The organism is Bradyrhizobium ottawaense (genome assembly GCF_900099825.1).
GTDB classification, from domain to species: Bacteria; Pseudomonadota; Alphaproteobacteria; order Rhizobiales; family Xanthobacteraceae; genus Bradyrhizobium; species Bradyrhizobium ottawaense_A.
The window spans coordinates 5,397,586-5,421,544 of the sequence record NZ_LT629693.1; the positions used below are offsets into that span (position 1 = coordinate 5,397,586).

Sequence of the window (23,959 nt, forward strand, 5' to 3'; positions counted from 1 at the left end):
TTTCGCGGTTGTTCGCGCCGCCACGAATGATGATTTTGCGCGGACGGAGCGCTGCCGGCTCCGGATAAAGAACTCGTGAGAATGGTGGCCTCCGGTTGCGTGGTTGCCGATGGGGCCAGGTTTGCGCCGATGCCACGCTATTTTTTCAATACCCGTATCGGCGATGAGCTGATTTCCGATCCCGATGGTGAAGTGCTGGGGGATCCCGATCGCGCCTGGGAAATGGCGCGCGCCATGATTCGGGAACTACTGAGGACCGAAGGCGCCGATGGCGCGCTGTTGAACGCCACCATCGAGGTGACCGACGACGAGGGCGAGATCGTGCTGGAGTTTCCGTTCTCGGAAGCGGTTCTGCCCGATACGCCGGACGGTCCGATCACCAGGCATTGACGCCGCGCGGAATGCCTTTTGCGCTAAACCGTGCGCCTTCGTCTATTCCGGGCGCGCAACCTTGCTTTGCGTAGAATGTTTCCGATTGCAAATGTACGGACAAATGTCGGAGACTGCTATTCGGGAAAGCCACCGGCGCAGGCGTCATCACTGCCTGCGCGAGGAAAATGGCTTCCGCCAGGGAGAAACTCATGAAGAGCTATTCGTCGGCATCGCGCAGCCTTTTGCTGGCCGGTGCTTTCTTCGGTGCATTCACGTTCAATGCTGTCGCCCAGCAGCCCGCCGCACCCGCACCCGCGGCGGCCGATGCCGCGCCGGCGGCCACGCCCGCTCCTTCCGCGGCGCCCGCTCCATTGCCGCCGGGCTCGCCGCTGATCGGCCGGCCGGACAACGAAGCCGCCGCCAAGCTCGCGCCGGTGGCGCCGCCGCCGCTTCCGGCAGCACCCGACAAACTGCCGACGGCCAAGTTGAAGGTACCCGCCGGCTTCAACATCGAGGTTTATGCCGCCGGCATGGCGAATGCGCGCTCGCTCGCGCTTGGTGACAAGGGCACCGTGTTCGTCGGCAGCCGGCTGGTCGACAAGGTCTATGGCATCGAAAACAAGGACGGCAAGCGGTCGGTGAAGGTGATCGCTTCCGGTCTCTATCGCCCGAACGGCGTCGCCTTCAAGGACGGCACGCTTTACATCGCCGAACTGTCGAAAGTCTCCAAGATCGAGAAGGTCGAGGACAATCTGGACAGCCCGCCGAAGCCTGTCATGATCTACGACAAGCTTCCGAAGGACGAAGCCCATGGCTGGAAGTTCATCGCCATCGGCCCGGACAACAAGCTCTATGTTCCGGTCGGCCAGCCCGGCAACGTTGTGCTGCATGACGAGGACCATGGCCAGATCCGCCGCATGAACCTGGATGGTTCCGGCGCCGAGGTTTATGTACGCGGCGTGCGCAACACGGTCGGGTTCGACTGGAATCCCGAGAACAAGCAGATGTACTTTACCGACAACGGCCGCGACTGGCTGTCGGAGACGGTGCCGGAAGACGAGCTCAACCGTGTCACCAAGGCCGGCGAACATTTCGGTGCGCCCTACTGCCTGCAGGGCAACATTGTCGACCAGGAACTTGGCTGGGGTAAAGACTGCAAGGACTACACCGCGCCGGTCGGACTGATGGGGCCACACGTCGCTGCGCTCGGTATGCGGTTCTATACCGGCAACATGTTCCCGAAATCCTACAAGAACGCGATCATCGTCGCGCGCCATGGCTCGTGGAATAAATCGAAAAAGCAGGGCGGTGACGTCGTCGTCGTCAAGCTGAACAAGGACGGCACGGTGAAGTCGATGGAGCCGTTCATCACCGGCTTCCTCGAAGACAACAAGTATATCGGCCGCCCCGTCGACGTGATGCAGATGAAGGACGGTTCGATGCTGGTCTCCGACGACTGGAACGGCGCCGTCTATCGCATCACCTACGGCAAGCCGAAGGTTGCCAAGCAGTAAGGAAAGACAAGATCGAGGGCGGCTCGGGCTGCCCTCGATCATTTTTTTTGGATGAGCCTTCGCCAGGAGCTGGCCGATGCGTAAGATACTAACGGCACTGGCGTTTGCCCTGATCGCAGCTTCCGCCAGCGCCGAGACGCTCGAAGAGCGCTTCGTCACGTGCCAGGCCTGTCACGGCGAAAAAGGACAGTCCGAGACCGAAAACACGCCTTCGCTCGGTGGCCAGCAGGCGCCCTATGCGCTGATCCAGCTCTTCATGTTTCGCGAGAAGCTGCGCACCTTCGAGCCGATGAACGATCTGGCGAAGGCGCTGACCGACGACGATCTTCGCAACTTTTCCGATTACATCGCCAAAATCCCGAAGCCTGTGCCTCCCGCCGACGCCGGCGAGCCGGCGCGAATGCAGCGCGGTCAGGCGCTGGCGCAGCAATATCTCTGCAACAACTGCCACAAGCCGGATTTTTCCGGCAACGACAACGTGCCGCGGATCGCCAACCAGCGCGAGGACTACCTCGCCAAGACGCTCGGCGAATACAAGGACAACAGTCGTCACGGCTATGACGGCACCATGGCCGACGTCATGGGCTCGGTCACCAAAGAGCAGATCGCCGATCTCGCTTATTACATCGCCCGCCTGCGCTGAAACCTCGCTTTAACCCCGCGCTTGCGCGGGGCGCGCGAGGAAGAATGGCCCCCGCTGGCGCAGCCCTGCCGTCGGCGCTACAAGAAGGCCGTCAAACGGGGTTTCAAATGCAGGATATCTGGCGTCTGTCGGCCCAAGATCTGGCCGCCTTGATCAAGTCGAAGAAAGTCTCGGCCAAGGAGGCGGCAGAGGCCGCGCTGGCCCGGCTGGATGCGGTCAATCCCAGGCTCAATGCCGTGGTCGACCACAGGCCGGCGGACGTATTGGCGCAGGCCTCCGTCATCGACGCCGCGATCGGCCGGGGCGAGGATGTCGGACCGCTGGCGGGCGTTCCCGTCACGGTCAAGGTCAATATCGACCAGGAAGGCTTTGCCACCACCAACGGGCTGAAGCTGCAGCGCGACACCATCGCCAAAACCAACAGCCCGGTGATCGACAATTTGCGAAAATCCGGCGCGGTCATCCTCGGCCGCACCAACTGCCCGGCATTTTCCTATCGCTGGTTCACCACCAATCTCGTTCATGGTGACACCAAGAATCCGCGCGATCCCGGCATCACGCCAGGCGGCTCGTCCGGTGGCGCCGCGTCCGCGGTCGCGGCCGGCATCGGGCATATCGCGCACGGCACCGATATCGCCGGCTCGATCCGTTATCCGGCCTACGCCTGCGGGGTCCATGGCTTGCGGACGACTCTCGGCCGCATCCCGGCGTTCAACGCCTCTGTGCCGGAACGCACCATCGGCCCGCAGCTCTGCGCGGTGTCCGGCCCGCTGGCGCGCACCATCGCCGATCTCAGGATCGCGCTGGCGGCGATGTCGGTCATGGACGCGCGCGATCCCTGGTGGGTGCCGGCGCCGCTGCAGGGCGCGCCGATGCCGAAGCGCGCCGCGATGTGCCTCAACCCCGACGGCCTCGACCCCGTTCCGGAAGTAAAGGCCGCGGTCGCGGATGCCGGCAAGCGCCTCGAGCGCGCCGGATGGATCGTGGAGGAGATCACCAACACGCCGCCGCTACGCGAGGCCGCGGAGCTCAATACCAAGCTGTGGCTCGGCGACGGCTATGAGGCGCAACTGGCGGCGGCAGAGCGCGAAGGCGATCCCGGCGCGCTGGCCTGCCTGCGCAGCAACCGATCAAAAGTGTTTCCGTTCGATCTGTCCCAAACGCTGACGCGGCGCTTGACGCTGACCCGCGAATGGCTGGCGTTCTTCGAGAAATACCCGGTGCTGCTGATGCCGGTGTCCGGCGAACTGCCGTTCCCCGATCACCTCGACCGCAAGGACGAGGCGTCCTTTGCCCGGGTCTGGCACGCGCAGATACCGCAAATTGGCATTCCCCTGATGGGCCTGCCCGGGCTAACGGTATCGACCGGGCTGGTGGGGCGTGTCCCCGTCGGCGTTCAGATCGTCTCCGGCCGCTTTCGCGAGGATCTCTGCCTCGCCGCGGGCGAGGCGATCGAGGTCGGCGGTACGCCGTCGGCGGCGATCGACCCGGCCGGCTAACACCGGCCAGCCAACAAAGAGAGCACGATGCCAGGCATTTATGACTTTACGGCCCAGTCGCTCGCAGGCGAAGACGTCCCGCTCCAGCGGTTTGAGGGGCAGGTGCTCCTGATCGTCAACACCGCGAGCGCGTGCGGCTTCACGCCGCAATACAGGGGCCTGCAGGCGCTTCAGCAGGAGCTCGGGCCGCGCGGCTTTTCGGTGCTCGGTTTTCCCTGCAACCAGTTCGGCGCGCAGGAGCCGGGCGACGCAAAACAGATCGAACAGTTCTGCGAGACCAAATATGACGTGACGTTCCCGATGTTCGCCAAGATCGACGTCAACGGCTCGGGCGCGCATCCGCTGTATCAATATCTTCGACAAGAGAAATCGGGCCTGCTCGGTTCGTCGATCAAGTGGAATTTCACCAAATTCCTGGTCGACCGGTCCGGCAAGGTGGTGGCGCGGCACGCGCCGACCACGACGCCCGAGGGCATACGCAAAGAAATCGAGGCTCTACTGTGAACGAAGCGAGCAAAACCATGAGCGACCAATTCCCCGACCGTCTCTCGGTCAATCCGAGCAGCCCGTACTACAACGAAGAGATACTGGCGCGCGACGTCGGCATTCGCTTCAAGGGTGTCGAAAAGACCAATGTCGAGGAATATTGCATCAGCGAGGGCTGGGTCCGCGTCACCGCGGGCAATGCCAAGGACCGCTTCGGCAACCCGCTGACCATCAAGGTTCACGGTCCGGTCGAGCCGTATTTCCGCGACAAGGCGTCGAGCTGAATGGAATGCGCATACGCGACGTCATAAAGACTCGTCATGCCCGGGCTTGACCCGGGCATCCACGTCTTGACGGTGTCGCAGCAGGAAGACGTGGATGGCCGGGTCAAGCCCGGCCATGACGACGAGATAGACCGATTTATTGAAAGCCAACCCCCATGTCCGTCCGCATCGTCGACGTCTGCGAAGTCACAAAGCCGATCTCCTCGCCGATTCGTAACGCCTATATCGACTTCACCAAGATGACGACAAGCCTTGTCGCTGTCGTTACTGACGTCGTGCGTGACGGCAGGCGGGTGGTCGGCTACGGCTTCAATTCCAACGGACGCTACGGGCAGGGCGGCCTGATCCGCGAGCGCTTTGCGCCGCGGTTGAAGGAGGCCGATCCCAAATCCCTGCTCGATGCCGATGGCGGCAATCTCGATCCGGACAAGGTCTGGGCCACCCTGATGTCGAACGAGAAGCCGGGCGGCCATGGCGAACGCTCGGTCGCGGTCGGCACCATCGACATGGCGGTGTGGGACGCGGTGGCGAAGATCGCCGGCAAGCCGCTGTTTCGTTTGCTCGCCGAGCGTCACGGTCTTGCCGCCGATCCGCGCGTGTTCGTCTATGCGGCCGGCGGCTATTACTATCCGGGCAAGGATCTGTCGGCGCTGCGTGGCGAGATGCGCGGCTATCTCGATCGCGGCTACAACGTCGTGAAGATGAAGATCGGCGGCGCGCCGATCTCGGAAGACGCTGTTCGTATCGAGGCGGTGCTGAAGGAGATCGGCAGTCAGGCGCAGTTGGCCGTCGATGCCAACGGCCGCTTCGACCTCGAGACCGCGATCGCCTACGCCAAAATGCTGCGGAACTATCCGCTGTTCTGGTACGAGGAAGCCGGCGACCCCCTCGATTTCGCGCTGCAGGCGGCACTGGCGGAATTCTATCCAGGCCCGATGGCGACCGGCGAAAACCTGTTCAGCCATCAGGATGCGCGCAACTTGATCCGCTACGGCGGCATGCGGCCGGATCGCGACTGGCTGCAGTTCGACTGCGCGCTGTCGTATGGGCTGTGCGAGTACCAGCGCACGCTCGCCATGTTGAAAACCCACGGCTGGTCGGCGAGCCGCTGCATTCCGCATGGCGGCCACCAGATGTCGCTCAATATCGCGGCCGGTCTCGGGCTCGGCGGCAATGAGAGCTATCCCGACCTGTTCCAGCCCTATGGCGGTTTTCCCGACGGCGTACGGGTCGAGAACGGCCACATCACCATGCCGGATCTGCCCGGCATCGGCTTCGAGGGCAAATCCGATCTCTACCAGGAGATGAAGGCGCTGGCGGCTTGAGGCAGGGCGTTCCGAGGCGCGACACAATGACGTGTGGATCAAGTCTCGGACAGCAGCCCTCTCTCGATGGCGGCTTGCCGGTTTCTGAAAATCGCCATCGCTGTCTTCATCCGCAGGAAGCCGAATTTTGCGTACAACGGCTCACGGCCGGCGACCGAATAGAGAATGATCTTCGCGTGTGATTGCGATTGGACTATCAGTCTTTCGATGATCTGTTTTCCGAGACCTACGCCTTGATGACTAGGCAATACGGCAATGTCGCAGAGATAGGCGCAATCGCGGCCGTCGGCCAAGACCCGGCCGGCGCCAACAAGCCGGCCTCCCTCGCGGGCGAAGCAGCAGAACATGCTGTTGCCAAAAACCACCTGGAGATCGTCGGCGTTCTTGTTTCCAAGTGGCGCTGCCCGATACAGCGCTTCAAGCTCGTGCCAGTCGACTTCGGCGCGGCTGTCGCTCCACACGATCGTCATCGCGACCTCAATTGCGCTGTCAGGACAGCCGCATATCCAGCAGCCTTCGGCCTTCGGTCTTGAGTAATTTCTTCACCGCGCTCGAAGCCGCGATCTCGCCCTGGTTGGCATAGGCCTCGTGGTTCTTCTCGATGTCGTCGAGGCGATAGAGATAATTGACCATGATCCCTGCGGATTCGCGCAGGCCCTTGGGCGAGAGGTCGCCGAGCCAGTCGATCTTCTCCAGCCGCGCGCCGTTGCCGATATGGAAGCGCGCCACCGAATCGATCAGACGGCCCTTCGCCGTCCGCGCTTTCAGGAAATAATACGCTGCCAACGGTTCCAGCACGCCACGCAGTTGCGCGGTCAGTTCCGCATTTTCGAACCAGTCCGGCTTGTCGAGGTTTTCCAGCAGCGTCCGTTCCTCGTCGCTGACCGGAACGTCTTCGGCCTGCTTCAGCCAGCTCATGAAGCCCGGCACCGGCGACAGCGTGATGAACGTATCGAGCTTGGGCAATTCGCGCCGCAATTCCTCGACCACCTGTTTGATCAGGAAGCTGCCGAAGGAAATGCCGCCGAGGCCCTTCTGGGTGTTGGAGATCGAATAGAACACGGCGGTGCGGGCGCGCTCGACCGGCACCAGTTGCCGCTCGGCGGCCAGCAATGGCGCGATCGCGGTCGGGATCGCCTCGGTCAGCGCGACCTCGACGAAGATCAGCGGCTCGTCCGAAAGCTGCGGATGGAAGAAGGCGTAGCAGCGCCGGTCGATCGGATCGATGCGGCGGCGCAGGTCGTTCCAGTCGCGGATTTCGTGCACCGCCTCGTAACGGATGATCTGTTCCAGAATATTCGCCGGCGTCGACCAGTCTATCCTGCGCAGCACGAGAAATCCCCTGTTGAACCAGGACGACAGCAGATGCACGACATCGCGGTCGAGCGCCGCCAGATCCTTGTTGCCCTTCATCAGCGAAAGCAGGTCGGCGCGCATCGAAACCAGTTCGCTGGTGCCGCCCGGCGCACGGTTGAGCCGGCGGATCAGCTCCTGGCGCCGCGGCTCGGACGCAAAATGCAGATCGCTGGCATCGTCGTCGCTCGGCTGCGCGCGCCAGCTCTCGATCGCCTGCGACAGCTTTTCGCGATCCGGGCCGTAGTCGCGGGCCAGTGCCGCAAAGAACGACTGCCGTCCGGCGGCATCGAGTTCGCGGTAACCGTCGAACACGTCGCGCGCGATGGCGATGCCGGACGCCTCGCCGCGGCCCGACAGCAGCGCCTCGCACAGCTCCAGCAGTTCGGAGGCGTCCTGCCTGGCGTTGGAAGAGCCGCCGCGCCGGAGCAGCGTGCGGCCGCGCTCGGAAATCGTCGAGAGAAGATCGGAGAAAAAGGCGTTGGCCATGTGGCGGTCTGATCCAGCGGTTTCGTAGCGATGGTACACTTGATTTGGGGTCGTGCCGATCCCAATCAAGCGCATGGATCGCACAGAAATATGTCATTCTTGACGAATAGCTTGTCATGGCCGGGCAGAAGCGCGGAGCGCGTCTTCGCGCTAGGTGACCCAGCCATCTATCCCTCTTCAAACGGCACGTCACGAAGCAAGATGGATACGCGGGTCAAGCCCGCGTATGACGAGCCCCGTTCACGCCTTTTCCGCAAACGCCGTCGGCGTTTTGCCGGTAACCTGCCGGAAGGCGTGGGAAAACGCCGGCACGCTGGCATAACCGAGGTCGGAGGCGAGCTGCTTGACCGAGAGGTTGACGTCGGTCGACAGCTTCTCAATGGCGGCGGCGATGCGGGCGCGCTGGCACCAGCTCTTAAAGCTCAGTTGCGTCTCGGCCGCGAACAGCCGTGACAGCGTCCGCGCCGAGGTGCCGACCGTGCGCGCCAGCGTCTCGATCTCGTGGTCGCCGGTTGGGTCCGCCAGCACGATATCGGCGGCGCGGCGGCAGCGCGGCTCATGCGGCAGCGGGATGAAGGTCGCCGAATCTTCGGCCTGATGCAGCTCCAGCATCGTCAGCCGAACGAGGAGGGCGGTCCGTTCTGACGTCGTGTGGTCGTCGAACAGCGCCAGGATCGCCTGGTGCAGCAGCGGCGATACCCGCACCACGAATTCCGCATCCAGGCTGGCGCTACGCTGCTCGCGTTTCAGCCACGCCAGATCGAAATAGAGCGTCCGCATTTCGATGTCGGCCAGCACGTCGATGGCATGCGGCAGCAGCGCCGGGACCCAGACCGCGCGATCCGGCGGCACCAGCCAGCGGCCTTTTGGCGTCGTCACCTGCATGGTGCCGCGGGCGGCATACACCAGTTGCGCCTCGCGGTGCATGTGGGTGTCGAGCCGGACGCCTTTTTCGTAGGTTTTGGCGATCATGTGGATGCCGTCGCCGGTCGAGATGCGACGCCCGAGTATGGCGGCAATTGGCTTTTCGGCGATATTCATTGGCGACATCCCGTCAGGACAACACCCTATAACCTATTTCAGGAAAATACGGGATTCGAGGATTTCGACCATGAACAGCCCCGGCCGGGTCATCAGCTTCGTCAATGCGGCCCATTTCATCGACCACTACGCGATGCTGATCTTTGCCGCCGCGGTGATCGTGATGGGGCCTGCGCTCGGCATGGCCTATTCGGAACTGCTGCCTTACGCCACCCCGGGCTTCATCGCCTTCGGCGCCGGTTCGCTGATAACAGGCTGGCTCGGCGACCGCTGGAGCCGCCGCCACATGATGGTGATCTTCTTTGCCGGCATCGGCGCGTCGATGATCGCGGTCGGCTTCGTGCAGACGCCGCTGCAGCTTGGCGCGGCGCTGCTGTCGATCGGCCTGTTCGCCTCGATCTATCATCCCGTCGGCACCGCCATGATCGTGTCCTATGCCGACAGGCTCGGTCGCGAGATGGGGCTGAACGGGGTCTGGGGCAATCTCGGCGTGGCGTCGTCGGCGCTTGTCACCGGCGTGGTCGGGCAGTATCTCGGCTGGCGCTGGGCCTTCATCGTCCCCGGCATTGTCACCATCCTGATCGGCATCGCCTTCGCGCAGATGGTGGTTCACGAGGATCGTTCCGGCTTCAAACAGGCCGCAGCGCAGGCGCGCGTCGCCAAGCAGGACATGTGGCGGGTGATCCTGTCGCTCCTGATCGTCGTGATCGCGATCTCCACCACCTTCAACGCGGTCACTGTGGCGTTGCCAAAGCTGTTCGCGGAGCGGCTCGCCGACGTCACCAGGAGCCCGGCGCTGCTGGGCCTGATCGCAGCCGGCGTCTACGTGTTCGGCGCGATGACGCAATACACCATCGGCAAGCTGATCGACCACTACTCGCTGAAGACCGTGATGCTGCCGCTGTCGTTCATGCTGGCGCCGTTCCTGTATTTCGCAGCGACCTTGTCGAACCTGCCGCTGATCATCGCGTCGATCGGCATCGTGATGGGCGCGTTCGGGCAGGTCACTGTCAACGACGCCATGGTCGGCAAATATACCAGCGAGGAATGGCGCAGCAGAGCCTATTCGGTGCGTTACTTCATCGGCTTTACCGCCGCGGGCGCATCCGTCGGCCTCGTCGCCTGGCTGTACGAGCGGGGCGGTTTTGTCACCATGTTGCAGGCGTTCGGTGCGCTGTGCCTGCTGGTGATCGTGGCCGCTGTCATTTTGCCGCAGGAGATCAAGGTGCCGGCGGCGCGAACCGCGCCCTGAGGGCGCGCCCCGCCCTGTCAGGCCTTCGGCTGTGACAGGGCAGTGACATGTTGCGACGCAATATGGTCGTGGCCGGGCCAATCGGAAGATGCACCTTGACCATCGCCCCCCTCCTTGTGTGAGGTGCGGGCATGAACCGAATCCGGATTATCCTGCTCGTCCTTGCGGTGTGTGCGCCTTCGCTGGCGTCGGCGCAGCAGGCGTTGAAATTCGAAGAGGCCGCCACCCTGCTCGGGGGGAGCTGCGGCAAGGACATCGACGACAATTGCCGCGGCGTCAATTTCGACCCGACCCGCCTGAAGGAATGCCTGTACCGCAATCAGGATGTGGTGTCGGCAAAGTGTCAGGCCGACTACCCGCGTGCGCTCTCGGCCATCACGCAGCGTATTACCGCGCGCTCGACCCTCATGAAGCTGTGCAATTGGGAAATGAACCATCTGTGCAGTGAGGTGCGGGCCGATCCCGCCAAGGGCCTGCAATGCCTGCTCGACTCGACCAAGAAGGCAACCGGGAACTGCAACAAGGCGATATCAGCGGCGGGGTATCGCTGATGCGTTCGAAAATGAGATTGCGCAACATTGGTCTGTTGCTGGGCGCGCTGGCTGTCGTCGCCGTTCCGGTTTCCGGCCACGCCCAGACAGCGGTACCGGCCGCCGACATCATCGACAAGCTGGCGGCGGCTGACGATACGACGCCCGACGTCGACGTCGCTGCCTTGAAGCAACAGGCCGCCGATCGGGTCAAGGCCAAGGCCGATGCCCAGCAGGTCAAGCGGCCCCTCATCGCGCCTCAGCTGACCAAGCTGACACAGGTGCGCTTCGATATCCTGTTCGATCCGGACTCGTCGCTGATCAGGCCGGGATCCTATGGCATGATCGGCAGTCTTGCCGATGCGCTGTCCGATCCGAAGTTGCAGCCGTACAAGTTCCTGATCGTCGATCACACCGAGTCGGGCGGCCGCCGCGATTTCAATCTGGCGCTGAGCCAGCGGCGGGCGGACTCGATCCGGGACGTGCTGGTGTCAGCCTTCAAGATTTCCGGCAAGCGCCTTGTCGCGCTCGGCCTCGGCGAAGAGCAGTTGCAGGATGCCAACAAGCCGGCAGCGCCGGTCAATGCCCGGGCCCAGATCATCGCGTTCGGAAAGCCTGATGTCGTGGAGCCGAAGCCGGCGGCCCCGGCCGCCGCCGCCAAAAAGGGCGCCGCACCGGCCAAGAAGAAGCGCTGATTATCCGGCGCATGGGTAAACGCTGAAGGCCCGGCATCAACAACGGGTCATGGCCAAGGGAAGGACTACCCGATGTTTCATCCATCCTTGTTCGAATCATCCTTGCCGGCGATGGCCGGCCTCATTCTGGGAATTGCTGCGATGACAACGATGCCGGCGAGCGCCGATGCCTTGAAAGACGAGATTGCACCGACCGGCAAGCTGCGGGTCGCGATCGCCATCAGCCCGGCCGGCGGCGCCTTCTGGTCGATCAAGACCGAGCCCGGCGGCTATGCCGGCGTGCCGGTCGACCTCGGCAAGGAAATGGCGGCGCAGCTCGGCGTTCCCGTCGAATATGTCGTCCACAACAACTCGGGGCAGATCACCGACTCCGCCTCAAGCAAGACCTGGGACGTCACCTTCCTGCCGAAGGACCCGGAGCGCGAAGGCAAGATGTCGTTCGGGCCGATCTACGAGGTTGCGGACGCCACCTACATCGTCAAGCCCAACTCGACGGTGACGAATTTCGCGACCCTCGACCAGCCCGGCGTCAAGGTCGCCGCGGTCAACAACACGACCACCATGCGCGGCGCGATTGCGCATCTGAAGAACGCCAAGGTCACCGGCTATCAGACCTATGACGAAATCTTCGGCCTGCTCAGCAAGGGTGAGATCGATGCGTTCGCGCTGTCGCGCGACCAGCTTAACGCGATGGCGAAGAAGATTCCGGGCACGCGCGTGCTGGACGAAACCTTCAAGCAGACCGTGACGGCCGTGGCGGTACCGCCCAATCATCCGCAGTCGCTGGCGTTCGCGGCCAGGTTTTTGACCGATGCGATTTCGAACGGCACGCTGCGCAAGGCCTATGACAATAACGGCCTGAAGGACACGCCGATCCGCACCCAGATCAGGTGAGTCGCGAGCCGGCGCGCGGACATTGCCTCTCCGGACGCGACGCCGGCGGGTTGCCCGGCTTTTGCCGCACACGCCAACATCTGTGCATCTGCACAAATTGAGGGCATGTCCTGACGCCGCTGCATTCGGGCGGCCTCGTCCACTTCCAAAAAAGCCCGACATTTTAGGGCCTTACCCCGAATGCGGGGTTGGCACATCGATTGCTTAAATGATTCTCAGTCAATGACGACTGCCGTTTGGTTTGCCGAGGCCAGCGTTGGCCAGGTGCAGGGATCGGGCGACCTCGCTGAGGCGTCTGGAGCAGTCGTCGGGGGCACTCCCACAAAGCTTGTGCATCTCTGTTTCTGATCGGGCGTGAGCGTGTCGCCAGCGGCGCCATCGTGGAAGCGTTGTGCTTCTGCCGAGGGCGCCGCTTCGGCTCGCGCGCGAGAACGGCGTAGCTTTTTTACATCGGCGCGGCCTTTCGTGATGGCCGGCGCTTTTCAATGCTTTCTGCCACACAAGGGGAACTGGAATGGCCTATCTCGCGCCTTCGGAATTCGTCACCAAGATGGTCGATGCCGGAGAATCCAAAGTCTTCATGTCGACACGCGACACCATCATCCGCGCCTATATGGCCGGCGCCATCCTCGCGCTGGCGGCCTGGTTCGCCGTGACGATCAACGTCAACACGGGCCAGCCGATCGTCGGCGCGCTGTTGTTTCCGGTCGGCTTCTGCATGCTCTACCTCTTGGGCTTCGATCTCCTGACCGGCGTGTTCGTCCTCTCGCCGCTGGCGCTGCTCGACAAACGCCCGGGTGTCACGCTCGGCGGCGTTCTGCGAAACTGGGGCCTTGTGTTCATCGGCAATTTTGCAGGCGCCCTCACGGTGGCCTTCATGATGGCCTTCGTGACGACGTTCGGCTTCACGCAGGAGCCCGACAAGGTAGGTGCTGCGATCGGAAACATCGGCGAGGGCCGAACGCTGGGCTACGCGGCGCATGGTGCGGCCGGCATGGCAACGCTGTTCATCCGCGGCATGCTGTGCAACTGGATGGTGTCCACCGGCGTCGTCGGCGCGATGATTTCCACGACGGTCCCCGGCAAGGTGATCGCGATGTGGATGCCGATCCTGGTGTTCTTCTACATGGTGTTCGAGCATTCCGTCGTGAACATGTTTCTGTTTCCGTCGGGGCTGATGCTGCATGCGAAGTTCTCGATCCTGGACTACTTCATCTGGAACGAGATTCCGACCGTGCTGGGCAACCTGGTCGGCGGCCTCGCCTTCACTGGACTGACTCTCTACACGACCCACGTCCTGACGCAGCCGAAGCGGATCCCGGCCTGATCGGCGATTGACCGGAGGGGGCCTCAACCTTCAATAGCGTTTTCGAGCGAAGTGGGTACCGGTTCGGAAGTGGGTACCGGTTCGCATAGCAATCAAGTTTACGCAGATTGCGTAGACTTATCTGCGGTAGAAAACGCGTCAAAACAAAAAGCTGGAGCCCGGTTCTGATACAATCAGAACCGGGCTCTAGTTGAGGTCCCGCTCCCGGGTCGTACAGATGTCGCGTGAACTGAAAATAACGGTCGGGCAACATTCTGACAAAGGTCGCAAGGAGACCAATCAGGATTTTCACGGCGTTCTGATTCCGGACGAGCCGCTGCTCAGCCTGAAGGGCATCGCCATCGTGCTGGCGGACGGGATCTCCAGCAGCAATGTCAGCCGGATCGCAGCCGAGTCGGCGGTCAAGGGATTTTTGACCGACTATTACTGCACGTCGGAATCCTGGTCGGTGCGAACCTCGGCGCAGCGCGTGCTGGAGGCGACCAATTCCTGGCTGCACTCGCAGACACGGCGCAGCCAGTATTCCTACGACAAGGATCGCGGCTACGTCTGCACGCTGAGCGCGCTCGTCATTAAGTCGACCACGGCGCATCTGTTTCACGTCGGCGATTCCAGGATCTATCGCGTTTCCGGCACCACGCTTGAACAGCTCACCAACGACCATCGCGTCGTGATTTCGTCGGAGCAGAGCTATCTCGGCCGCGCGCTGGGGGTGAATTCCCAAATCGAGATCGACTACCTGATGTCTAGGGTAGAGAAGGGCGACACCTTCGTGCTGGTGACCGACGGCATCTATGAGCATGTCGGCGAGCGCGTGATCGCGCGGGTGGTCAAGGACGGCGCTGACGATCTGGACCAGGCCGCCAGGGCCATCGTCGAACTGGCCTATGAGCTCGGCAGCAAGGACAATCTCACCGTGCAGATCGTCCGCGTCGACGAGTTGCCGGATGCCGCCGCCCGCGAGGTGTTCGGCCAGCCGCACGAATTGCCGCTCCCGCCGCTGCTGGAGGCGCGGGCGGTGTTCGACGGCTACCGCATCATCAGGGAATTGCATGGCTCCAGCCGAAGTCACATTTATCTCGCCGTCGACATCGAGACCGACGCGGTGGTCGCCATCAAGATCCCCTCGATCGACCTGCGCGACGACCCCGCTTACCTGAAGCGCTTCATGATGGAAGAGTGGGTGGCGCGGCGGATCGACAGCCCGCATGTGCTGAAACCCTGCCCGCCGCAGCGCAAGCGCAATTTCCTCTACGTCGTCACCGAATTCATCGACGGGCAGACACTGACCCAGTGGATGATCGACAATCCGAAGCCGGGCCTGGAGACCGTGCGCGGCATCGTCGAGCAGATCGCCAAGGGCCTGCGGGCGTTCCACCGCAAGGAGATGCTGCACCAGGACATCCGGCCCGACAACATCATGATCGATGCGACCGGCACGGTGAAGATCATCGATTTCGGCTCGACCAAGATCACCGGCGTCGCCGAAGCGTCGCCGCCGGGCAGCCGCAACGATATTCTCGGCACGCAGCAATATACCGCGCCGGAATATTTCCTCGGCGAGCAGGTCTCGTCGCGCTCCGACCTGTTTTCGCTCGGCGTCATCACCTATCAGATGCTGACGGGAAAATTGCCCTACGGCGCGCAGATCGCGCGGGCGCGAACGCGCTCGCAGTTCGGCAAGCTGGTTTATGCGCCGGCGGCGCACGGCAGCCGCGACATCCCGCAATGGATCGACGGCACGCTGGAGAAGGCCGTGCATCCCAATCCCGCCAAGCGCTACGACAGCCTGTCGGAATTCCTGTTCGACCTGCGTCACCCCAACGCCAACTATCTCAACACCTCATCGACGCCGCTGATCGAGCGCAACCCGCTGTTGTTCTGGAAGAGCACCACCATCGTGCTCGCGCTCGCCGTGATCCTGCTGCTGGCGTTGCAGCATGGCGGGCATCGCTGAAGACCAGACTGGGCAAGTCCGCCAATGGCCCATAGCGGACCTCATCCATGCATGGGCTGATGTCTGCAAGCCGCTCCCTGCCACAACCGGGTTTGCAGACGGACGCTGTGGTGCCATGTCCGCAACGCGGATTGATGCGAGCGGTCACAGCAGCTACAGCTACTTTCCAACGACACAAAAACCGGATGCAAGAGCTTGACCAGCGAGCGTAGGATCCTCCTTTGGATGTGCCTCCTCGTTGGTGTGAATCAGCTCGGGTTCGGCGCGATGGTGCCGTCGCTGCCGCTTTACGCGAGTTCATTCGGTGTTTCGGCTTCAGCCATCGGTCTTGCCGTCGCCGCCTATGGTTTGGCGCGTTTTCTGGCGGTGTTGCCTGGAGGGCAACTGGCGGACCGCTGGGGCCGGCGGCCCGTGCTCGCGATCGGCGGTCTCATCTCGGCGGTCGGAAGTTTCTGGTGCGCCGAAGCGCATAGCTTTGTCGAATTCATCCTGGCGCGAATTGTTGCCGGCGCTGGCGCCGGCATCATTCTGACAATTGGCCAGATCGTGCTCGCCGATATCAGTCCGCCCGACCGGCGCGGGCGCAACATCGCGACGTATCAGGCCGCGTTTCTTCTTGGTTTTGGCGTCGGGCCTTTTCCAGGCGGGTTGCTGGCCGGCGCCTACGGCCTTGCTGCTCCATTTTTGATGACAGGGGTGGCAAGTCTTCTGACGACGGCCATCGCCTGGTTTCTGGTCAGCGAGACCCGGTCCGCGCGAACAAGCGCGGTGGCTTCCGGCAAAGCCGCCGAGATCCCCTTCATCCGGCAGATGCTGGGGTTGTTGTCGCATCGCGGCTTTCTGCTCGTCAGCCTGATCTCGCTGATGAACGCTGTCGTGCGCACCGGTGGGCTATTTGCGCTCATCCCGCTGCTTGCCACGACCACGCTCGGCCTTTCGGTTACCGAGATCGGCTTCGCCATGATGGTGTCCGGCGTGTTCGGCTTTGTCGCTGCCTATCCGGCCGGCTGGCTCGCCGACCGCATCGGCCGGAAGGCGGTCATCGTCCCGTCAACGGTGCTGACGGGGATGTCGATGGTCCTGTTCTGCTACGCGCCTTCGTACGCGTGGTTTATTGCGGCTTCCATTGTCTGGAGCGTTGCAGCCTCCATCAGCAGCTCCGCGCCGGCAGCCTATGTCGTAGATACGGCTCCAGCCGGAATGAATGCTTCCGCGATGACTGCCTTCCGGATGACGGCGGATGCGGGGTATGTCATTGGGCCGCCGGGATTAGGCTTGCTGGCCGACCTCACCAGTTCGACCGTCGCCATTATCTCGGCCTCTGTCGTTCTGGTTTCCCTCGGCGCCATCTTTGCAGTCACGTCTCCGGAAAAACGGAGTTCGGCGCAACGCTGATCTCCTAATTCGTCGCGCCTGCAATCGGGTCCATGTCGGTTTTTGATCCTCCTGAGCGGACATCTATCCGACTCTCTCCAGCCATGTTGCCGACCCAATCTTTGTCTTAGACCAAGAGAACCAAAACACTGTGCGAGGACCACTCTGGTTCCCACAACGGTTCTGTCGCCAACGTCGGCGCGCATCTGCAAGAAATTGGCACGGGCTCGTTAACGCCTCCGCGTTCGGTCGACCATTTCTTTTGCGGCATCTGGAACCGAACGTCAGAAAATCAATCGAGGAGTTACTATGTTGTTCCGCGCGAGCGCCGCGATTTGCGGCGCTGTAGTTACGTTTGCCGTTTTTGCTGCCGCCGCTCGAGGTCAAGACGCGACAGTTCATTCAAGCGCCGTCGTCGATCAGGCTTGTGGCGATGCGCTCGTTGGCGCGGCATCCACGTACAATCCATTCCAGCCCGGAACGCGGGAAGGTGGCCCGGAAACCGCTTCCGGCGAGCGCTATGATCCCTCTGCCTGGACAGCTGCCATCAAAACGAGTCTGCGTGAAAAATTTGGTGGCGTGCAATTTGGCGAGAGGCCGAAGTACGCCCTCGTTGAGGCTGTCGGCAAGAAGGTCATCGTCAAGATAAACGATGTCGGCCCGCTCATGCCGGGCCGCATCATCGATCTCAATGAGCGGACGATGCGTCATTTCGATCCGGGCATGGAGATCGGCGTCATTCGCGACGTAAAAGTCATGCCGCTTCTCGGCGACTACTGGGTACCCGGACCCGTTGGCTGAGCGAAGCCATGGAGTAAAAATTGGATTTTTGCGCTCACTCTGCTCGAGTATCGCGCTTCGCTGATATCGGGGACGCTGGCGGCGCAAATGAGGGTTGGCTAGACGCCCTTAATTCGTCGCGCCCACAATCGGGTCCATGCCGCTCTTGACCAGTTCGGGGCGGGCCGCGGGCGAAGCGAGGAATTTGATCAGCGCCTTGCCGGCGTCGGGCTCTTTGGAAACGCTGGCGATCCCGGCGGAAAACACCGTGATCTGCTGCAAGGCGTCCGGCAGCGGGCCGATTATGTCAATGCCCTCGACGGGCTTCAGCTCGCTGATCTGCTGGAAGCCGAGTTCGGCGTCGCCATGGGCCACGATTTCGCCGACCGGGGTCGCCGGAATCTTCCGGGCCTTGTCCTTCATGGCCTCGGCAATGCCGAGCTTGGCGAACATCTCGGTCGAGACGTAGACGCCGCTGGCGCTGTCGGAATAGGCGATGGTTTTCGCCGCCAGCAGCGCGCGCTTGACCGCGTCCGCCGAGGAGATGTCCGGTCTCGGTGCGCCCGACTTCACGGCGACGCCGATCGGCGACCTGACCAGATCGACCGTGCTGTCTGATATGACCTTGCCCTTCTTCACGAGATCGCCGAGCGCGTAGCCAACCATGATCAGCACGTCGGCCGGTTCGCCGCGTTCCAGCCGCACCGGGATCGCATTGGTGGTCGTGCCCATCGACGGCCCGTAGGCGGTCAGCACCTTGTGGCCGGTGGCGCGTTCGAATTCGGGAACTAGCGCCTTGTAGGCGGCGGTCATTCCGCCCGAGATCATCACCCGGACCTCGGCGGCGCCGGCCGCGCCCGTCAGCAGGACGGCGCTGAAGAGGCCGAGCGCGAGGGCACGAAAAGAAATCGAAAGCCGCATGATAAATCCTCCCGGGGCGACTCTTGGATGGTCGACCTTGGAAGGGTTCTAGCGCGGGAAGGGGAGGGCGGCTAGAGCGAGGCGGGCGCATTTGCGCATTGGCCGTCATTGCGAGGAGCGAAGCGACGAAGCAATCCACGCTTTCTTTGTGCCGTACGATGGATTGCTTCGCTTCGCTCGCAATGACGTGGAAAAGGCGGGCCGCATCACCCTCACGAATTCACATGCACAAAGTCCCGCAGCAGCGGATAGATCTCGTTGTTCCAGCGTTTTCCCGAGAATACGCCGTAATGGCCGACGCCGGCCTGCATGTGGTGCACGCGGCGATAGGCGCGCACGCCGGTGCAGAGGTCCTGTGCCGCCAGCGTCTGGCCGATCGAGCAGATATCGTCCTTCTCGCCTTCCACCGTCATCAGGCCCATGCGCTTGATCGAGGCCGGGTTCACCGGCCGGCCGCGATGCATCAGGAGGCCCTGCGGCAGCAGGTGCTCCTGAAACACGTCGCGCACGGTCTCGATGTAAAATTCCGCCGGCAGGTCCATCACGGCGAAATACTCGTCGTAGAAAGTCTTGATCAGCTCCGCCTTCGCCTTCTCGCCTTTGGCGAGGTGATCGGCGAGATCGATGTGCTGCTTGATGTGGCGCTCGAGATTCATCGACACGAACGCGGTGAGCTGCACGAAGCCGGGATAGACCTGGCGGAACGCGCCCTTGCATTGCAGCGGCACGTAATTGATCAGGTTCTCCTCGAACCACTTGATCGGCTTGCTCTTGGCGAAATCGTTGACCTTGGTCGGCTGGATCCGCGTGTCGATCGGGCCGGCCATCAGGGTCAGCGTCGCCGGGCGGGCAGGGTGGTTGTCCTCCGACATCACGGCGGCCGCGGCCAGCGCCGAGACTGACGGCTGGCAGATCGCCACCATGTGCGAACGCGGCCCCATCTGCTCGAGGAACGTGATCAGGTGATCGGTATAATCCTCGAGGCCGAACCGGCCGGCGCCGAGCGGAATGTCGCGCGGGTTATGCCAGTCGGTGATGTAGACGTCGTGGTCCTGCAGCAGCGTCTTCACGGTGCCGCGCAGCAGCGTCGCGAAATGGCCAGACATCGGCGCCACCAGCAACAGTTTGGGCTGCTCCGGTGAATTCTCCTTCTTGAAGCGCAGCAGCGAACCGAACGGCGTCGAGAAGGTGACTTCCTCGGTCACCTCCAGCTCCTGGTTGCCGACCAGCACCTTGTCGATGCCGTAGGCCGGCCGCGCATAGGTCAGCGACGTCCGCGAGATCAGTTCGAGGGCCGCGGCAAGCCGTCCGAACACTTTGTCGGACATGCCTTGCGGCACCAGATTGAGATATTTCAGCGCCGCTCCGGCCCCGGTCCGCCATGGCGCCGTGAGGTCCATGTGGTTCTGATAGGCCTGGTACATCATTGACATCATTCACATCCGCCCCTGTCCGCTATTGCCATGCAATATCGACGCCAGAACGGGGCCCGGTCGTCCCTTAAACTGGCACGTGGCTTGCTGCGTAAAATACCCGACGCACACCGATTGGGCGGCGCTGCGGCCGACCGCGCGGGCTGTTGCGGCAGGCGTTCAGGGTTTGAGGAAAAGGCCAGATGGCGAAAACGACACTGACTATTTCCAGCAAGAACTATTCGTCATGGTCGCTGCGCGGCTGGCTGTTGACGAAGTTTTCCGGGCTGGAATTCGAGGAGGTCGTGACCGCGCCCGACGACGCGTCGGCGCGGGCCGAAATCCTGCTGCTGTCGTCGTCGATCCTGGTGCCGTGCCTGCGCCATGAGGGCGCGACCGTGTGGGATACGCTGGCGATCGCGGAGTATCTCAACGAGATCAAGCCGGACGCCGGCCTGGTGCCGACGGACCGCATCCAGCGCGCCCATTGCTGGTCGATCTGCGGTGAAATCCATTCCGGCTTCACGACGCTGCGCGCCTCGCTGCCGGTCAACCTGAAGGGCCATTTCCCGGGCTTCAAGATCTGGTCGCGGGCCCAGGCCGACATCGACCGGGTCTGCACCATCTGGCGCGAATGCCTGGCCGAATCCGGTGGCCCGTTCCTGTTCGGCGAGCGCACCATGGCCGATGCCATGTATGCGCCCGTCGTCACCCGCTTCATGACCTATGACGTCAAGCTCGAGCCCAAGCTTGCGGCCTACGCCAACACCATCATGGCCATGCCCGAGATGCAGGAGTGGATTGAGGCTGCCAAGGCCGAGCCCGCCGACATCGAAGAGCTCGAGGTCGAATATTAGGCAAGTCCCGCGGCGCGTTGCCCGTTTGAGGGGCTCATAGCCCGGGCAGGCCTTGCCCGAGCCGGTGCCAGCAAAGCTGCGGCGGCCGCGTTTGCCGCCGGTGCCCCGGTCAGGCTCCCCGAATCGTCGAACCCCGATTTCGGCTTCCCGCCAAGCGCTTCGCCGCGTTGGCGGCTGGCATGGTCAAATCGCCGCAGTCCGGCGGGTTTGGCGCGGATTTCGCATAGCAACATGCAGCCGTGAACGCGACGATGCGACGCTGCCGAAAATTTGGACGCCTTGCGTGGTCGCGATCTCGCGAACAAGAACCGTGGAGGCTTCGATGAATCAGCATGCCGTCGTCAGCAAATTCTCCCGTAACAAGCCGCTGTGGGAGTGACGCCATGTCATCCCAGGAGGAGTTAACCTTTGTCGTCGGCCGCTGGCTGTGGCCCTTCATGGTCGTGCTGTATGTAGGGCGTCGCCTCGGATTTTGGCCGATACCTAGCCGTGAACAACGGAGTACAGCGCTAAAGCAGTGATTCGGGCGCGGTTCGTTCCGTCCGCGTTCCGAACCTTAATACGACACGCGCGCGCGTCGCATTCTGGCACAAGGCGCGGCCGCTATGGCCGCGCCTCGGCCCTCGCTCGGATCGAACCGGGCTTTCTCAGATCGAATTGGCGCGCGGCAGCCGCCAACCGACGACGGTGGCCTCGACGGCGCCACCGGTCTTCTCATTGCGCCATTGGCCGTCGACCCAGCGGCAGGCAAATGGAAGCTGATAAGTGCCGCTGTGATCCTCGCAAAGCACCTCTACCGGCTGGTCCGGCGGCGGCTCGCCGCTGCCGTCGAATTGCGCCAGCCGCTTTTCACGCGTTGCCATCCAATCAATCTCCGTTGCCTGGGACCGCAAACCCTGGGGCAAAATTCTTGGGGTTTGAGTTCTGCGGCTAAATTCATCATCCGTAACGGCCGAAAGCACAGCGCCCGAATGAGGTATCAGTGTGGTATCTCTGGCGCCGGCGGCCGGCTTCGCGCAATTTGCTGTGATGGGCGCGCCGTCAAAAAGACTGAATGAGGATTTGATGATCGCCCGGACCGTTACGACCGCTTTCGCCGCTTCCGCGCTGCTGATGGCTGCCTTCGCGGCGACCGGCCACGCGCAGGACGTTCCCGGCATCGAAATCTGCACCGTCGAGAAGACCATGGAGCGGCGGACCAGTTGCCTGCAGAGCAACGTCGACTTCCTGCAGAAGACGATCGCCAAGCTGACATTGGACCATCAGCAGAAGATCGACGCGGCCAACCGGCAGATCGAGGGACTGAAGGGCACGGTGGTGGGCTTGATGAAGACGGTGGGCGATTTGCAGGCGGCGCAGAAGAAAACGGACGAGGATTTGAAGAAGAAGGCCGACGCCCCGCCGGCGAAGGATGCAGCGCCGGCGAAGGAGGGCACAAAGTAGTCATAGCGTTTTCGAGCGAAGCATGCCCTCGGACTTGATCCGGGGGTGGGCACCGGTTCGCGCGAAAGCGCGTCAAAATGAAAAGCTGCAGTCCGGTTCTGATTTAATCGGAGCCTAGGGAATCAGGCCTGCGGCTCGGTACGCTTCAACGATCTCGTCGAACACCGTCACGTCGCCGCGTCCTCGCGCGACCAACTGCGCGCCCTCGATGGCTGCGAATACCGCCTGCGCCTGGCGTTGAACTGCTTTCCTGACGGCGCCGGGCCTTCGCAGCGCCAACACCTTCGTCAGCCAGCGGATATTGAGCTCGGTGAATCGATCCACCTCGGATCTGACTTCCGCCGGCAGATCGTCGTGTTCGGCGGCCATGATCCCGCACAGGCACATCCGATTGTCGTTCAGCAACGCTGAGCGAAAAACCCGGGCATAGTTCTTCATGCATGCGGTCGGCTCCTCGGAGGCGGCGAGAAAGCCGTCGAGCAGCGCGGCGGCCTCGTCGGTATAGGTGCGCGCCAGCGCGGCTCCGAGGTCGCCCTTGGTCGGAAAGTGGTAGTGAATGCTGGCGCTCTTGACGCCGACTGCCTTGGCAATCTCTCGGAAGCTGAGGCCGTTGTAGCCGTGCGCCTGCACCGTTGCGCGTCCAGCGGCCATGATCGCCTCTCTGGTATCGGTCGTTCGCATTTTCGTGAACTCTCGAAGTTTATCTACCGATAGATAGACGTTGACGACGCAGAATAAAAGGCTAGATAGCGTTACCTATCTATCGATAGATATATAAATCGAAAGGCCATCCCCATGAAGATCTACGATCGTCCCGGCTTTCCCAACCCTTCCCGTATCCGCATCGTGCTGGCCGAAAAACGCCTTGAGAACAGAATCGAGTTCGTCAGCGTCGATCTGATCGGCGCCGAGCACAAGCAGCCACGTTTTCTCGCCATCAATCCATCCGGCAAGATTCCGGTGCTCGAACTCGATGACGGCACCTTGATCTCCGAGTCCACGGCAATCACCGAATATCTGGACAATCTGGATGGCAATCCGACTCTCACAGGCAAGACGCCGCGCGAAAAGGCCACGGTTCACATCCGTGCGGAAGCCGAGCTGATGGGCGCCGTGGACGGCTATTTCCATTATGCGACGCCGGGTCTCGGCGATGCGATGCAGCCCTATGTGAGTCCGGAATGGACCGGCCGACAGGAATGGGGCCAAAGGCAAGGCGCGAAAGCCATCCAGGGCATGAAATATTTCGATGGCGTGCTGAAAAGCCGCCCCTTCGTCGCCGGCGAGGCGTTCTCGATGGCTGACATCACGGTCTTCGCGAGTCTCGATTTTGCCGAGGCCGCTGGGTTGGCGATTCCGCCCGAGCTCGCTTCACTGGCGGCCTGGCGAACGAAGGTTTCAGAGCTGCCGAGCGTGAAGAAGCGCAGCGGTCAGGCGTTCCTTCCGGAAGACCTCAAGCGCTTCGGCCTGTAACCGCTGTGAGCGCTGTGATCGCCTGACGAACCGGCACA

At 62.5% G+C, this 23,959-nt stretch carries 26 protein-coding genes; 18 read left to right on the forward strand and 8 right to left on the reverse strand.

The genetic code is table 11. The features are described from left to right. The first annotated feature begins 129 nt into the window (after positions 1-129). Positions 130-390 carry a DUF6894 family protein gene (locus BLR13_RS25125; RefSeq protein ID WP_074831127.1) on the forward strand — a complete coding sequence of 87 codons (261 nt, stop codon included), beginning with the start codon at positions 130-132 and terminating at the stop codon, positions 388-390. On the opposite strand, the gene BLR13_RS40370 is transcribed toward BLR13_RS25125, so the two are convergent. Then, complete coding sequence (locus tag BLR13_RS40370) at positions 377-583, reverse strand: hypothetical protein (protein ID WP_143039669.1); 207 nt, start codon at positions 581-583, stop codon at positions 377-379. The two genes, BLR13_RS25125 and BLR13_RS40370, sit on opposite strands and share 14 nt — an antisense overlap. On the opposite strand from BLR13_RS40370, the gene BLR13_RS25130 reads away from it, so the two are divergent. The 6 genes from BLR13_RS25130 (at position 582) to BLR13_RS25155 (ending at position 6,123) form a co-directional block, all read left to right on the forward strand. Next, positions 582-1,886, forward strand: a complete 1,305-nt coding sequence (locus BLR13_RS25130; RefSeq protein ID WP_091976729.1) for a PQQ-dependent sugar dehydrogenase — start codon at positions 582-584, stop codon at positions 1,884-1,886. The two genes, BLR13_RS40370 and BLR13_RS25130, sit on opposite strands and share 2 nt — an antisense overlap. A gap of 76 nt (positions 1,887-1,962) precedes the next feature. After that, positions 1,963-2,529 (forward strand): c-type cytochrome, encoded by a 567-nt coding sequence (locus BLR13_RS25135; protein WP_074818309.1) that lies wholly within the window; start codon positions 1,963-1,965, stop codon positions 2,527-2,529. A gap of 107 nt (positions 2,530-2,636) precedes the next feature. After that, positions 2,637-4,028: an amidase family protein gene (locus tag BLR13_RS25140; protein WP_074818307.1), complete on the forward strand. Its 1,392-nt coding sequence runs from the start codon at positions 2,637-2,639 to the stop codon at positions 4,026-4,028. Positions 4,029-4,055: 27 nt separating this feature from the next. Then, positions 4,056-4,532: a glutathione peroxidase gene (locus tag BLR13_RS25145; RefSeq protein ID WP_074818305.1), complete on the forward strand. Its 477-nt coding sequence runs from the start codon at positions 4,056-4,058 to the stop codon at positions 4,530-4,532. 17 nt (positions 4,533-4,549) lie between these two features. Beyond that, on the forward strand, positions 4,550-4,798 hold the full coding sequence (locus tag BLR13_RS25150; RefSeq protein ID WP_074831124.1) for a DUF3297 family protein: 249 nt from the start codon (positions 4,550-4,552) through the stop codon (positions 4,796-4,798). Positions 4,799-4,953: 155 nt separating this feature from the next. Continuing rightward, positions 4,954-6,123 (forward strand): mandelate racemase/muconate lactonizing enzyme family protein, encoded by a 1,170-nt coding sequence (locus BLR13_RS25155; protein WP_074818302.1) that lies wholly within the window; start codon positions 4,954-4,956, stop codon positions 6,121-6,123. Positions 6,124-6,161: 38 nt separating this feature from the next. Here the strand turns inward: BLR13_RS25155 and BLR13_RS25160 are convergent, their stop codons facing one another. From BLR13_RS25160 to BLR13_RS25170, 3 genes are all read right to left on the reverse strand, one after another. Further along, positions 6,162-6,593, reverse strand: coding sequence for a GNAT family N-acetyltransferase (locus BLR13_RS25160; RefSeq protein WP_074818299.1), 432 nt, complete (start codon positions 6,591-6,593; stop codon positions 6,162-6,164). A gap of 19 nt (positions 6,594-6,612) precedes the next feature. Further along, complete coding sequence (locus tag BLR13_RS25165; protein ID WP_074818298.1) at positions 6,613-7,965, reverse strand: malonyl-CoA decarboxylase; 1,353 nt, start codon at positions 7,963-7,965, stop codon at positions 6,613-6,615. A 240-nt stretch (positions 7,966-8,205) separates the two neighbouring features. Next, entirely contained in the window at positions 8,206-9,006 is an 801-nt protein-coding gene (locus BLR13_RS25170; protein WP_074818296.1) for an AraC family transcriptional regulator, read from the reverse strand. A gap of 70 nt (positions 9,007-9,076) precedes the next feature. Here BLR13_RS25170 and BLR13_RS25175 point away from each other — a divergent pair, with 70 nt between their 5' ends. The 8 genes from BLR13_RS25175 to BLR13_RS25210 all read left to right on the forward strand — a co-directional run bounded on the left by BLR13_RS25175 (position 9,077) and on the right by BLR13_RS25210 (position 17,836). Next, a complete protein-coding gene (locus BLR13_RS25175) occupies positions 9,077-10,258 on the forward strand; it encodes an MFS transporter (protein ID WP_074818294.1) in 1,182 nt (393 codons plus the stop codon). A gap of 131 nt (positions 10,259-10,389) precedes the next feature. Then, on the forward strand, positions 10,390-10,809 hold the full coding sequence (locus BLR13_RS25180) for a hypothetical protein (protein WP_074818292.1): 420 nt from the start codon (positions 10,390-10,392) through the stop codon (positions 10,807-10,809). Then, a complete protein-coding gene (locus BLR13_RS25185) occupies positions 10,809-11,483 on the forward strand; it encodes an OmpA family protein (RefSeq protein ID WP_074818290.1) in 675 nt (224 codons plus the stop codon). The genes BLR13_RS25180 and BLR13_RS25185 overlap by 1 nt, the downstream gene beginning before the upstream one ends. A gap of 111 nt (positions 11,484-11,594) precedes the next feature. Next, a complete protein-coding gene (locus BLR13_RS25190; protein ID WP_074831122.1) occupies positions 11,595-12,377 on the forward strand; it encodes a transporter substrate-binding domain-containing protein in 783 nt (260 codons plus the stop codon). Between the two features lie 514 nt (positions 12,378-12,891). After that, positions 12,892-13,704 carry a formate/nitrite transporter family protein gene (locus BLR13_RS25195; protein ID WP_074818287.1) on the forward strand — a complete coding sequence of 271 codons (813 nt, stop codon included), beginning with the start codon at positions 12,892-12,894 and terminating at the stop codon, positions 13,702-13,704. Positions 13,705-13,921: 217 nt separating this feature from the next. Next, on the forward strand, positions 13,922-15,661 hold the full coding sequence (locus BLR13_RS25200; RefSeq protein WP_074818286.1) for a bifunctional protein-serine/threonine kinase/phosphatase: 1,740 nt from the start codon (positions 13,922-13,924) through the stop codon (positions 15,659-15,661). Between the two features lie 225 nt (positions 15,662-15,886). Then, a complete protein-coding gene (locus BLR13_RS25205) occupies positions 15,887-17,056 on the forward strand; it encodes an MFS transporter (RefSeq protein WP_074818284.1) in 1,170 nt (389 codons plus the stop codon). Between the two features lie 288 nt (positions 17,057-17,344). Continuing rightward, entirely contained in the window at positions 17,345-17,836 is a 492-nt protein-coding gene (locus BLR13_RS25210) for a septal ring lytic transglycosylase RlpA family protein (RefSeq protein WP_074818282.1), read from the forward strand. Positions 17,837-17,944: 108 nt separating this feature from the next. Here the strand turns inward: BLR13_RS25210 and BLR13_RS25215 are convergent, their stop codons facing one another. Together BLR13_RS25215 and BLR13_RS25220 are read right to left on the reverse strand one after the other, a co-directional pair. Further along, positions 17,945-18,736 (reverse strand): substrate-binding domain-containing protein, encoded by a 792-nt coding sequence (locus BLR13_RS25215; protein ID WP_074818279.1) that lies wholly within the window; start codon positions 18,734-18,736, stop codon positions 17,945-17,947. A 212-nt stretch (positions 18,737-18,948) separates the two neighbouring features. After that, positions 18,949-20,172 (reverse strand): polyhydroxyalkanoate depolymerase, encoded by a 1,224-nt coding sequence (locus BLR13_RS25220; RefSeq protein ID WP_091976737.1) that lies wholly within the window; start codon positions 20,170-20,172, stop codon positions 18,949-18,951. A gap of 179 nt (positions 20,173-20,351) precedes the next feature. Between BLR13_RS25220 and BLR13_RS25225 the strand changes: the two genes are divergently transcribed. Next, on the forward strand, positions 20,352-21,005 hold the full coding sequence (locus BLR13_RS25225) for a glutathione S-transferase family protein (protein WP_074818277.1): 654 nt from the start codon (positions 20,352-20,354) through the stop codon (positions 21,003-21,005). A gap of 647 nt (positions 21,006-21,652) precedes the next feature. Here the strand turns inward: BLR13_RS25225 and BLR13_RS25230 are convergent. Then, positions 21,653-21,868, reverse strand: a complete 216-nt coding sequence (locus BLR13_RS25230; protein WP_074818275.1) for a hypothetical protein — start codon at positions 21,866-21,868, stop codon at positions 21,653-21,655. 202 nt (positions 21,869-22,070) lie between these two features. On the opposite strand from BLR13_RS25230, the gene BLR13_RS25235 reads away from it, so the two are divergent. Then, positions 22,071-22,448: a hypothetical protein gene (locus BLR13_RS25235; protein ID WP_074831119.1), complete on the forward strand. Its 378-nt coding sequence runs from the start codon at positions 22,071-22,073 to the stop codon at positions 22,446-22,448. Positions 22,449-22,562: 114 nt separating this feature from the next. Here BLR13_RS25235 and BLR13_RS25240 read toward each other — a convergent pair whose 3' ends face one another. After that, positions 22,563-23,099 (reverse strand): TetR/AcrR family transcriptional regulator, encoded by a 537-nt coding sequence (locus tag BLR13_RS25240; RefSeq protein ID WP_197679487.1) that lies wholly within the window; start codon positions 23,097-23,099, stop codon positions 22,563-22,565. Between the two features lie 144 nt (positions 23,100-23,243). Here BLR13_RS25240 and BLR13_RS25245 point away from each other — a divergent pair, with 144 nt between their 5' ends. Next, entirely contained in the window at positions 23,244-23,921 is a 678-nt protein-coding gene (locus BLR13_RS25245) for a glutathione S-transferase family protein (RefSeq protein WP_074818272.1), read from the forward strand. Positions 23,922-23,959: the final 38 nt, after the last annotated feature.